This window comes from Paenibacillus sp. FSL H8-0282, from assembly GCF_037963825.1.
Taxonomy (GTDB): domain Bacteria; phylum Bacillota; class Bacilli; order Paenibacillales; family Paenibacillaceae; genus Paenibacillus_AQ; species Paenibacillus_AQ odorifer.
Genome location: NZ_CP150146.1, coordinates 2,006,483 through 2,019,887, shown reverse-complemented (window position 1 = coordinate 2,019,887; position 13,405 = coordinate 2,006,483). Strand labels below are relative to the sequence as shown.

At 47.0% G+C, this 13,405-nt stretch carries 5 protein-coding genes; 4 read left to right on the top strand and 1 reads right to left on the bottom strand.

All coding sequences use genetic code 11. From position 1 onward, the window contains the following. Nucleotides 1-119 precede the first annotated feature (119 nt). From NST94_RS08590 to yhbH, 4 genes are all read left to right on the top strand, one after another. Nucleotides 120-764, top strand: coding sequence for a methyltransferase domain-containing protein (locus NST94_RS08590; protein WP_076195236.1), 645 nt, complete (start codon nucleotides 120-122; stop codon nucleotides 762-764). A 118-nt stretch (nucleotides 765-882) separates the two neighbouring features. After that, nucleotides 883-7,620, top strand: a complete 6,738-nt coding sequence (locus NST94_RS08585; protein ID WP_339281879.1) for a hypothetical protein — start codon at nucleotides 883-885, stop codon at nucleotides 7,618-7,620. Then, on the top strand, nucleotides 7,617-9,302 hold the full coding sequence (locus NST94_RS08580; RefSeq protein WP_339281878.1) for a hypothetical protein: 1,686 nt from the start codon (nucleotides 7,617-7,619) through the stop codon (nucleotides 9,300-9,302). The genes NST94_RS08585 and NST94_RS08580 overlap by 4 nt, the downstream gene beginning before the upstream one ends. A 174-nt stretch (nucleotides 9,303-9,476) precedes the next feature. Continuing rightward, complete coding sequence (yhbH, locus tag NST94_RS08575; RefSeq protein ID WP_036684553.1) at nucleotides 9,477-10,640, top strand: sporulation protein YhbH; 1,164 nt, start codon at nucleotides 9,477-9,479, stop codon at nucleotides 10,638-10,640. A gap of 1,255 nt (nucleotides 10,641-11,895) precedes the next feature. On the opposite strand, the gene NST94_RS08570 is transcribed toward yhbH, so the two are convergent. Then, the gene (locus NST94_RS08570) at nucleotides 11,896-13,401 is read right to left on the bottom strand and encodes an alpha-glucosidase/alpha-galactosidase (RefSeq protein WP_280752681.1); all 1,506 of its coding nucleotides are present in this window, start codon (nucleotides 13,399-13,401) and stop codon (nucleotides 11,896-11,898) included. Nucleotides 13,402-13,405: the final 4 nt, after the last annotated feature.

The window sequence follows — 13,405 nt, the reverse complement described above, 5'->3', positions numbered from 1 at the left end:
AGTTTCATATGAAGTAATTTTAGATAACTTCCAGCCTCTATTAGGCATCCGTCGGATGCAGGCTACAGCGGTATTAATACAATAGTGTGAGCCTGATTTATCCCAAAGGAGTGAGCCCCTTGAAAATCGATATCGGCTGTGGATCTAATAAGGAAGCAGGTTATCTCGGGATCGATCGGATCGCGGGTCCTGTTGTAGATATTGTCTGCGATATTTGCCAAGAGATTCCTCTCCCTGACAATAGTGCTGAGTTTGTTATGGCTAGCCGTGTACTGCCTTATGTGGACAATTTATTCACAGCCATGGCGGAAATTCACAGAATTAGCATCCATAAAGCAGTTGTTTGCATTCTAGCACCCTATGCCCACAGCTTTGCCCATATGTCCAATCCTTCCTTTAAGCAGAAGTTTGACGAATATACCCCCCGGCATTTTACAGGATCCTTCTTCCAACCCCCATCCGGTCCAGTATGCCCAGCTATTCCAGACTACCCTGTACCCGCACCACCCTTCGATTATCGGTTGCTGCGGATGGAGTTATTCTATCAACACCCTTATGAAGATCCGCTTTACGAAACTGAAGAACTAGAAATACTAAAGACCCTTCAAGCAAATGTAGTGCATGAAATCATGTACCATTTTGTCGTAGTCAAGCACAATATCACTGATCAGGAGCTGGAGCTGATGAGCAGAAGTCATTATCCTGAACCTCATGTTCTTGTCGAACGAAGACTTAAATCACAAAACAGACATTTTTTTCTATAATTTTAAGATGGGACATACACTAATACCCATTTTGTATCATAGGCTAACATACAGGTATTAACTGTGCCGTCCTAACTATAGGACGGTTCACTTTTGGCCAAAATCAACCTCGAAGGAGGTGAGAATCATTCCACTAGTCGTACGGGCAACGATCAATGCGACCGGTGCTATCACATTTACCGGCAACACGCTTGGACTTAGCCGCTCCGATACGATCGGAGTGCCAGGGACACTAGACAGCATCGGTGGCTTTACTACTGTTAATACTTCATCGACATTTGGTTCCTATCCTAGCGGAACTACTAGTCTTTATACAAGCAACAGTTCAGCAGCCATACTGGTCCTACCATCTGGCAGCACAGTGCTGTATGCAGAACTGATATGGGGCGGTACCTATATTAACGGAACCGTTAACCTCAGTTCGGCCATTAACAATCCTGTCTCCCTAATAACTCCTGCTGGCACTACATTCAGCGTTACTCCCGATTCAGCAACGAGCAACGTAGTCGATTTGGGAGGTGGTGCATCAGCATATGTTCGTTCCGCCAACGTGACCAGCATTATCCAACAAGGCGGCGCCGGCACCTACACCACTGGCGGTGTAGTGGGTACGATTGTTATCCCTAGTGATTCCACGGCCAACCATGCTGGCTGGACATTAGGCGTAATCTACCAAAATACAGCCTTACCTTTTCGCAATATGTCCCTACGGGCAGGTGCAATACTTGTACAGGCAACCTCAGCCCCAGTTTCAACTACGATCACAGGCTTCGCAACACCAATTACAGGTGCGCTTGGCGGCAGAGCGTTATTCAGCGCACAGGAGGGGGATGCCAACCGTTCGGGGGATCAAGCGTTGTTTGGTCCAACCTCGGCTACACTTGTTGCTTTATCGGGACCTAATAACTTTGCCAACAACTTTTTTGCGTCACAGATTAACAATGATGCAGGTAATCTAAACACAACAGGTACCTTTGGAAACCGCAATCAAATAAACGGAAACCCAGGGACCAACATTATCGGCGGCCGTCAAGGCTGGGATATTACCAATGTTGACGTCTCCGCACGGCTAATAAACAATCAATCTTCAGCCGTATTACAATTAACCACCTCAGGCGATGCTTATGTACTCAACGGTAATGCCATACAGGTTGATATCAATGCTCCTAAAATAAACCTCACTAAAAGCGCTAATGTAGCCGGCCCCATAGTCGGTGATACGGTAACTTATACGGTGACTGTCAGTAATACAGGAACAGCGGGAGCAGCAAGTGTCGTTTTATCAGATGCGCTGCCGGCAGGATCCACTTTTGTAACTGGAAGCGTAGTCGTTGCTGGCGTCGTAAGGCCTACTTTTGATATTACAGCAGGAATCCCATTAGGCTCATTAGCTTTAAGCAGTTCAATAACGGTTACATATCAAGCCAAAGTCACTTCATTGCCGCCAAGTCCACAAAATATCGCAAATACTGCCAACGCTGCCTTTACGTTTCAAAGTGTAGCCGGAGGCCCTATCATGACGGGGGTCATTCCATCTAATACAGTAACCTTACCTGTATATTCACCCGTCCTTAACATTGTGAAATCAGCCAATACCACCAATGCTACGGTTGGAGATCAAATCACCTATACTCTTCAAATCACGAACACAGGAAATATCGGCGCGGTAACAACACTTACGGATAACATTCCTTCAGGCAGCTCTTACGTCGCAGGCAGCTTCACCGTCAATGGAAATCCTATCGCTGGTAACCCTGCCACGGGGATTGCTATCGGTACGGTTGCTGCCGGTGGCAGTTCTACTGTTCAATTTCGGGTCATTGTAAATAGTCTTCCCTCTCCGCCACAACTGGTCGATCAAGCAAGCGCCGCTTATACGTTTCAGGTTCCAGATGGGCGAACTATTGCTGGATCAGCCTCATCCAATACACTATCTATTCCAGTTAGAACACCCAATGTTACCGTAGTCAAAAGCGCAGGATTTGCTGACGTTGTTGTCGGTGATACACTACTCTACACTTCCGTAATCAGTAACAACGGCATAGCGGCAATTACCAACGTCTCACTCTCAGATACCATACCTGCGGGGACATCGCTGGTCCCCGGAAGTGTTACCGTCGCCGGTGTATCACAACCCTCAGCTAATCCTGGAACAGGGATTGCTGTCGGTACCATCGCTCCAGGAAGCTCCGTCGCCGTCACTTTTCAAGTCAACGTTATCTCATTACCAAGTCCTGCTCAGCTATTGAATAAATCTAGTGCCTCTTTTAGCTCGGGTGCTTTTACTGGCATTTCAGTCTCAAACACGACTACAACTCCCGTGTATCAGCCTGTAATCCAAATTGCAAAAAGCTCGAACGTTTCCAGTGCAACTGTAGGCGGCAATATTCTTTATACGTTAAATGTTCAGAATTCAGGGAATATCGGGGCGGCTGTAACCCTGAGCGACAATATTCCTTCAGGAAGCGCCTTTGTCTCGGGAAGTGTAACTGTTAACGGTGTTGCTAGACCTGCTGACTCTCCAATTACAGGAATTAACTTAGGCACTTTAGCTTCAGGGGCAGCTGTTCCTGTGACCTTTCTTGTCTCGGTACAATCTCTGCCTGCTCCACCTGTTCTGAATAATCAAGGCAATAGCAATTACACCTACCAACTGCCAAGTGGAAGATCATTCTCCGGGACCAGTCTATCCAATACCCTAACCATTCCGGTCTCCGCTCCAAACATTACACTAACCAAAACTGCAAATCTAACTAATGTAGCGGTTGGAGAAAATCTTACTTATTCAGTCATAGTGTCCAACCCAAGCAGCGTCACTGTCACTAACGTTGTTGTCTCTGACCCTATTCCTACGGGGGGAGCTTTTGTAGCAGGCAGTGTGACTGTCAACGGTTCGACGGTTGCAGCGGCTAACCCAAGTACAGGTATAGCAATCGGAAGTATCGCCGCGGGCAGCTCTGTCACGGTGTCTTTTAGAGTGAATGTTGCTTCCTTGCCAAGTCCAGCACAGTTTACAAACAGAGCCAGCGCCTCCTTCACCTCTGGGGCGTTCACCGGTTCTTCGCTCTCAAACACGATAGTAACACCTGTATTTCAGCCCATCCTTAGTATGGTCAAAAGCGCCAATGCAGCACAGGCATCTGTAGGGGGATCTCTCTCATACTCCATCCTGATCAGCAACACCGGGAATATTGCAGCTACTCTATTAGTAACTGATATCCTGCCACCCCAAGCCGTGTTTGACACGAATAGTGTCATAATTGGAGGAACACCTTTGCCCGGATATAATCCGGCAACTGGCATTCCAGTTGGACCGCTCGCTCCTGGTGATAGTGTCACCGTAAGTTTTCTGGTCACAATCACAGCCCTGCCTCCATCACAAGTATTACTGAACTCTGCTTCAGCGACATATAGCTTTACCCTTCCAGACGGGCGTCAGCTCGGAGGAAATGTAGTATCCAATACGCTCTCTGTCCCAGTGTCCGCCCCTAACGTCAGTGTTGTAAAAAGCGTAAACGCTGCTACTGCTGTTACTGGTGATATCCTTACCTTTACCTCTGTATTGACCAATAACAGTATTGCAACAGTAAGCAATATCATTCTCAGCGATCCTCTGCCTGAGAATGTCGCTTTTATTCCCGGAACCGTAATTGTAAGTGGCACTCCCCTGCCGCTAGCAGTTCCGTCCGCCGGCATTCCAATCGGTAGTTTGAGCCCTGGCGCCACAGCTACCGTAACATTCGAGGTGAGGATAACGATGCCGATACCATCACAGATTAACAATCAGTCGTCTGTCAGTTTTACATCCGGTGTATTCTCCGGTTCTTCTTCATCTAATATCACAACTACACCAGTTATTCAGCCCCAAATCTCCTTAGTAAAAAGTGCCGCTGATGGAGACGGCGATTTCGATGCTTTAGTTGTCGGTGATTCTGTCATCTACACAGTGATTGTTAGCAACACAGGTAATCTGGCTGCAAATCTTACGCTAACTGATAACATTCCAGCAGGTACAGTTTTTGTTCCTAATAGTGTCATTGTAGGTGGTATGCCTCAACCCGGATCAGCCCCTGATACAGGGATAGCTGTAGGAAATGTCGCTCCTGGTGCCAGTATTGCAGTCAGCTTCACCGTTGATATCATCTCCCTGCCAACACCTCAGCAGATTAGTAATCAGGCTTCTGCAAGCTTTACCTTTACTCCGCCTGACGGTAGACCGTTATCTGGGACTGCTGTGTCTAACACTGTAACTTTACAAGTCTCTGCTCCTAACATTGTCGTTACCAAGAGCACTACTTCAACATCAGTTGCTGTTGGTGAAACGGTCACATACAACGTCAATATAACTAATAATGGTATAGAATCTGTTACTAGCGTCTTACTCAATGATCCTACACCGGTAGGGAGTACTTTTGTAACAGGCAGCGTGTCTGTCAACGGAGTTCCATTCCCGAACTTGAATCCTGCTTCGGGGATATCTATCGGCACTCTAGCAGCTGGTGCATCAGCGCTGGTTACCTACAGTGTTACTGTTACCTCCGTCCCTCCTACAGCTTCACTCATCAATCAGGCATCCGTTACCTTCACTTCAGGCGTTATTTCAAGCTCCACTTTTTCTAATACCGTTACAGTCCCTGTGTTCCAGCCGAACATTGCCGTAGTCAAGAGTGCTAGTACAGCCAATGCCACGGTTGGCGATTCCGTTAGCTACACACTGACAGTGAGTAACACAGGAAACTATGCTGCTAATTTAACATTGACGGATAATATTCCCGCAGGTACGGCTTTTGTTCCGAATAGCGTGCTCATCAATGGACTCCCTTTAGCGCAAGCGGATCCTTCCACCGGAATTGCAGCTGGAATAATACAGCCTGGAGGAACGACCGTAGTCATTTTCACGGTTGACATCACTTCATTGCCTAGTCCTCAGCAACTGGTCAATCAAGGAACCGCAGCATACAGCTTCACCTTACCCGACGGACGTACACTTAATGGGACTGCACTCTCTAACACCGTCACTATTCCGGTCTCCTCACCTAATATTGCTGTAATTAAAACTACAACCACAACATCAACTACAGTCGGTGACACAATCACTTATTCCATAGCTTTAACTAATAACGGGATTGCCACTGTAAATAATGTGGTCTTCACAGACGCCCTTCCTGCCGGCACCACCTTTGTGACAGGCAGCGTGCTTGTGGACGGTGTGCCTCGCACAGGAGTTAGCCCAGCTACTGGAGTGACCCTAGGCAGCATAGCACCCGGTGTAACCGTAACTGTTGCTTTTACCGTAAATGTAGTTTCACTACCGCCTACTGGATTGTTAAATAATCAGTCAACAGTCAGCTTCACCTCAGGTGTTGTCTCAAATGTAGCCTTCTCAAATATCGTCACGACGCCTGTCTATCTGCCTATCCTTGCAGCAGCAAAAAGCTCCAATTCAGTCAATGCTACCGTTGGGGATACGATTACTTATACTATAAATGTGACCAACACAGGTAACTACGGAGCTTTAGCAACCCTGAGTGACACCATTCCAGCGGGTACAACGTTTATTCCAAACAGTGTACTCATTCAAGGCGCTCCTGCTCCAGGAGCAGACCCAGCTGCCGGGATCCCACTGGGGGTAATCTCCGCGAATGGAAGCCTGTCTGTAATGTTCTCAGTGCTTATCACAACATTGCCGGCAAGCCAACAGCTGCTCAATCAAGCTTCCGTCGCGTTTGCATACACACTTCCAGATGGACGGACATTTAACAATTCGATCAATTCCAATACAACAACAATCTCAGTATCCTCACCGAACGTTATCGTCACTAAATCTTCGACAGCTACCGATGCCGTTGTTGGCGATACCATCACTTATAACTTCACTGTTACCAACAGCGGAATAGCAAATATCAGTAACGTTAACCTCAGTGATCCAATACCTGCAGGCTCTAGCTTTGTCGCTGGCAGTGTGACCGTAGATGGCACTCCACGCCCTAGCGCCAATCCAGCCAACGGGATCTCGCTCGGTACACTTGCACCGGGAGCATCTTTTCAAGTCTCGTTCAACACGATTGTCAATGTGCTGCCTAATCCTACAACGCTTAGTAATCAAGCTTCCGTCAGTTTCACCTCCGGCGCATTCTCAGGATCTTCATTCTCAAATACACTTGTTATTCCGGTATATCAACCTATCATTGTAGTTGTCAAAGGGGCGGACAGAACCGCCGCAACTGTCGGAGATACGATTACTTACTCCTTAAATGTGACGAATACTGGTAACCTCATAGCAAATGTAGTTATTACCGATACCATTCCGAACGGAGCTGTCTTTGTTCCAAACAGCGTGCTCGTGAATGGGGTACCACAACCAGGATCAGATCCGGCTACTGGCTTAAGTATTGGGTCGGTAGCTCCGGGAAGTACAGTAACAGTAACCATTACGTTGCAGGTTACTATTGCTTCCCTCCCTTCGCCACAACAGTTAGTCAATCAAGCTACAGCAAATTTCACATTCACACCACCAGATGGACGTTTACTCACGGGATCCTCTGTCTCAAACGTCCTAATTATCCCTGTATCTTCACCAGACGTAAGTGTGGTTAAGAGCACTACTTCTATTGATGCGGTTGTGGGCGATATCATCACCTATACGATTGTTGTCACCAACTTAGGGATTTCACCAGTTAATAATGTCATCATGGTTGACCCTATTCCAGCTGGCAGCCAGTTCGTAACGGGAAGCATTACCGTAGATGGAGCCCCACGTCCTAGTGGCAGTCCGGCTTCGGGAATCGCAATTGGTACAATTGCTGCAGGTGCTTCTTCAACCATTACCTTCCAGGTTCAGGTAGTAGCGTTATGATTCCCGGCTCACGTACCCAACCTGTCGTAACCAATCAGTCCATGGTACTCTTCAACTCGGCAGCGGGTGTTGACGGAATTGTCTATTCCAATACCGTTAACACCCCGGTCGTGGGCCCCGTGCTTTCATTGCTGAAGAGTACAGATAAACTCCACGCCTCTTTAGGCGACACTTTGGTGTATACCATTACAGCCAGTAATAATGGAAATACAGATGCTTTTTTGACGGTGTTTGACATTCTTCCAGAAGGTGTATCCTTTATTTCCAACAGTGTGCTCAGAGACGGTGTGCCTCTTCCGGGGGCTACACCGTCTTCAGGCATCCCCCTTGGTTCTATTGCACCGCAGAGTCAAGTGAGCATCGCCTTTCAAGTCGTCATCATTTCCCTGCCGTCTTCCCTAGTGCTGCAAAATAAAGCGCTGGGCCGTTTTTCTTTTTCCACACCGGAGGGAAGAATCGTTAAAGGAGATCTATTTTCAAATTCCGTACAGGTTTCTTTACGCTCCTACCAGCTCTCGACCTCTTTGTCTGCAAGTACTCCGACTTCTTTTATAGGGGATGTAGTCACTTACACCTTGCGGCTTACAAATGAAGGCAACAGCCTTTTAACTCAAATCAACGCAATAATTTCTATTCCGGACGGGGCGGTGTTTATACCGGGGAGTGTCATTGCAGGTGGGATTTATTACCCAGAATCGGACCCGGCGCAGGGGATATTACTCGGTTCCCTGGACACAGACCTAAGCGTTGATATTACTTTTCGTGTCCGAGTAACAGAGTTTTCTCCCTCGTTGGCCTTAACCAACAGCGCGGTTGTCACCTATTCAGTCGATGAGCATACAATTACGACCGAAAGTAACACTGCGGTTGTCTCACTTGTCCAAGCGGGGGTCACCATTAGTAAAAAAGTGGATCATGTTACAGCAGCTCCGGGCGATAATTTGAGATATGAGCTTACGGTAACGAACAACGGGAATCTGGCTGTAAATGCAGTCCTAACAGATGCCATACCTTCAGGTACTCTTTTCGTATGGGATAGTGTTCTCTTAAATGGAGTGTTGCAAAAAGGTGCACGACCAGCGGAAGGCATCCAGTTAGGTACTTTAAGAGGCGGAACTACAGCAGTTGTAGTTTTTCAAGTGAGTATACCTGCAGCCATTAACATTCATGAAATCGCAGCCGTACAAAACCATGGTAGTGTTCAGTATACCTTTGTGCTTCCAGACGGACGGACCGTACGGCAAACCTCTCGTTCCAATACAGTTACCACCCTAGTAGTCACACCTGTCATTTCACTCGTAGTCCATGCAAAACCAACTATCGTAGAAGCAGGAGAGCGAGTCCAATGCTGGATCTCACTAACCAATAGTGGAAATTGGCCTGCGGAAATATCTCTGAATCGGCTAACCCCGGAAAAATGTTTTCTTGATCCCAACAGCATTGTGATTGATGGAGTTCCGAATCCACAATCTTCATTTGCCGGCACCTTGCCGCTGGGGATAGTTAATGCTGCATCTATGGTTAACATTCATTATTTTGTCCAGGTGAGTGAACAGGTAATGGGTCGTTTCCTTAAGGGATCCGTAAATGCTCAATTCTCTTTCAATATGGATGGACGTAACTACTCTGGCGAAAGCCAATCTAACAGCTATGTGCTGACCGTAGATGAGATCAGTGAATAAGAAATCACATATCCCTCATCCCCATGAATATACTTTAGTTACAACCCCAAAACATCCCCACAAAGTGAGGCTTTGCTTTCTATGCGTACTCAGGTACTTTGCGGGGGATCCAAATATATACTTTGCAAAAAATTCCCTCAATCAACATTTCATATTCCATGGGAGGTGGTCATCCTGTCGCAATCATCCGGTCCCTTTTCCTTCGTAGTCTCAAAAGAAGACTGGTCCCTTCATCGTAAAGGTCATCAGGATCAGGAACGCCATCAGCAAAAGGTCAGAGAAGCCATCAAGGATAATTTGCCTGACCTCGTTACCGAAGAAAATATTATTTTGTCAGGCGGTAAGCAGATTGTGAAGGTTCCGATTCGCAGTCTGGATGAATACCGGATTATTTATAACTTCCGTAAACAGAAGCATGTAGGACAGGGGGACGGGGAAAGTCAGGTCGGCGATGTGCTTGGGCGCGATTCACAATCGGCACAGCCCGGCAAAGGAGAAAAAGCAGGTGATCAGCCGGGCCAAGATACCGTGGAAGCAGAGGTCAATCTGGAAGATCTGGAGGACATTCTGTTTCAGGATATGGAATTGCCTCATCTGAAGCCTAAGAATAAAGAAGAGATCGAGGTCAAATCCATTATTTTTAACGATATTCGTAAAAAAGGGATGATGTCCAACATCGATAAAAAACGTACGCTGCTGGAGAATCTCCGACGCAATGCAAGCAGCGGAAATCCCGGCATTCACAGTATCAGCCCAGATGATCTGCGCTACAAAACATGGGATGATATTAGAACACCTCATTCCAATGCGGTCATTATTGCGATGATGGATACGTCAGGTTCGATGGGTTCATTTGAAAAATACTGCGCCCGCAGCTTCTTCTTCTGGATGACCCGTTTTCTGCGCCGCCAATATGAGAAGGTAGAGATTGTTTTTCTCGCCCACCATACGGAGGCTAAGGAAGTCAGTGAGCATGATTTCTTCACCCGTGGCGAAAGCGGGGGAACGATTTGTTCCTCGGCATATCAGCGAGCGATTGAAATTATCGATAGCCGCTACCCGCCTGCGCAGTACAACATTTATCCATTTCACTTCTCCGATGGTGATAATCTCACCTCCGACAACGAACGTTGCGTGAAGCTGATCGGAGAACTGCTGAAACGAAGCAATATGTTTGGCTACGGTGAGGTGAACCAATACAATCGTAGCAGCACCTTGATGTCAGCTTATCGCCATCTGAAACATGAACAATTCATGCATTACGTCATTAAAGACAAAAAAGAAGTGTATCAGGCGCTGAAGACCTTCTTTAGTCCAAAAGGTACGGTTAATTCTTAATCCCCCACTCCAAAACGCGGATGTCCCAAAAGCCAAAAATGGCTGGTGTGACATCCGCGTTTTTGGCGTCTCACCTTCTTGAACAAAACAACAAACTTCGTAAATTGCGTCATCTAAGTTCGCAAGTATCAGGGGATGGGCAAATAGCGTCATCTGGATCCGTATGATCGAGGGATGGACAAATAGCGTCACCTGGGTCAGTAAGATCAGGGGAGGGGCGAATAGCGTCATCTGGGTCCGTAAGATCGAGGGATGGACGAATAGCGTTATCTGGGTCCGTAAGATCAGGGGATGCGTCAGAATAGTATGTAGGGCAACTGGGGGATTCTGGGGGTTCGGCGCTTTCGGACACAGATGACCTTATACGTAGCTTTATCGCATATTTGGCTTCCTATCGGACTCCATAGCTACTATTAGCACGAAAAACACCAAAAACGAGCCTCATTCTTAGCAATAGCTGCACTGGAGTCCGATAATACGCTCCAAAGGCGATAAATTGCTAAATAGGGTCATCTGGGTCCGTAAGTATCAGGGAATGCGCTGGAAATCCAATTAGGGCAACTGAGGGATTACTGTGGGATCGGCGCTTTCGGACACAGATGACCTTATACGTAGCTTTATCGCATATTTGGCTTGCTATCGGACCCCATAGCCGCTATAGGCATGAAAAACACCAAAAAAGAGCCTCTTTCTGAGCAATAGCTGCACTGGAGTCCGATAATACGCTCCAAAGGCGATAAATTGCTAAATAGCGTCATCTAGGTCCGTAGGTATCGTGGATGGACAAATAGCGTCATCTGGGTCCGTAAGATCGAGGGATGGACGAATAGCGTCATCTGGGTCCGAAAGTACCGGGGGATGGGCGAATAGCGTCATATGGGACCACAAGTATCGGGGATGGGCAAATTGCTCATCTGAGTCCGTAAGTATCGAGGAATGCGTCAGTATAGTATGTAGGGCAACTGTGTGGGATTACTGTAGCCCTCGGCGCTACGGTATAGATAAAAAAATAAGCCAGTGAAATTAAACTAACTTTCTTTTTTCAGTTACATAATAACTCCTACTATAAACCTAATTTCACAATTTGGATCGGTACCGATAAACTTGTACTCCCCACCCATGTCAGCTTATTTTCGTAAGCTATGACTGCTGTTTTGTTTTTCCCCCTCTTAGATTTCCATCCTAAAAAAACCTCCAATCCCAAACTATGGAATGTGGAGGTTATTTATAGTTAAAAAGCTTTCAATGCTACACCTTATTGAACCTTCTCTCTATCCTTGCCTTTATCAGACTCACCAGCATTTTTGTTCGCTGCTTCCCGGTCCTGCATCATCTCATCCACCGACTTCACCTTCAGGCGAGCAGCGCCTTCGTTGTTAGCGTTCGTTGGGATAAGCTCTCCTGAAGCCAAACGTTCCTTGGCTTTAGCAATAGCTTCGCTGTATTGAGGCAGCCACTGTTCCCCTGCGACGAGCATCTCATCGACCATCTGCCAGATTTCTTTTGGATTGCATACGGCACCAACGAGTGGGTCCATCATAAATGCCTGACGTAACAGCTTATCATCGCCGTGTACAGCTGCTTCAACCGCCAGACGTTGCACTGAAATGCTCACGTTACATACGGCGGCAGGCCCAAGCGGCAATTCACCTACCAATGGCATGGAGATCCCGTTCCGGTCTACATATCCCGGTGCTTCGATAATGGCGTCCTCTGGTAAATTAGAGATTACGCCATTGTTCACTGTATTAAAGTGCCCCCGGTACACTCGTCCCGTTTCCAACCCTTCTATAATATAAGAGCCGTGCTCTTCCCCGCGATTCTCCTTCGTATACTCCAGTGCCGGGTCTTTCATCCAGTTTGGAAAATCGGTCTCGAACCAATTTCGACCTTCCGTGCAGACACGCAAATAACCGCCTGTTTCTCCGTTAATCCAGCTCCCCAGATCGATCCAATCCATAATTTCATCACTGCGTTTACGGTACCATGGCACGTACTCACTTAAGTGTCCATTGGATTCTGTACTATAGTAGCCAAAGCGACGAAGCATATCGATGCGCACTTTTTCCGTACGGCTGAATTCCGGATGTTTCTCAAAAGCCTCTAAAAGACCTTCGGTCAGATCCTTCCCCTCATGACTTGCTGAAATATACCAGGTCTGGTGATTGATGCCCGCACAGATAATATCAACTTCGGATTTCTTAAGACCATACACATCCGCAATTTGTTGGTGCCCATGCTGTACACCATGACATAGACCGATGGTCCGAACACCACCATATTTATTGCAGGCCCAGGTCAGCATAGCCATCGGATTCGAATAGTTAAGCAAAAGCACATCCGGTGCTGCCATCTCCCTAATATCACGGCAAATATTCAGCATCTCCGCAATTCCGCGTTGCCCGTACATGATGCCACCCGCACACAGAGTATCTCCCACACACTGATCAACTCCGTATTTTAAGGGAATGTCCACATCCGTAGCAAAGGCTTCAAGCCCACCCATCCGAATAGTACAAAATACGTACTTGGCATCCTTCAGTGCTTCTCTGCGATCCGTTGTCGCCTGAATTTGTATATTTAAACCATTCTCCTTAATATCACGCTGGCATAGCTCCGTGACCATCTCCAGATTGTGGCTGTTAATATCCATAAATGAGACTTCGATATTTTTAAATTCCGGTACAGTTAGTAAGTCCCGCAACAATCCACGGGTAAATCCAATGCTGCCTGCCCCTATAAAAGACACTTTAAATGACATGGTT

Excerpts from the sequence above, each read along its gene's own strand:
- NST94_RS08570 (WP_280752681.1), bottom strand. The coding sequence starts at position 13,401 with ATGTCATTTAAAGTGTCTTTTATAGGGGCAGGCAGCATTGGATTTACC.
- NST94_RS08580 (WP_339281878.1), top strand. The coding sequence starts at position 7,617 with ATGATTCCCGGCTCACGTACCCAACCTGTCGTAACCAATCAGTCCATG.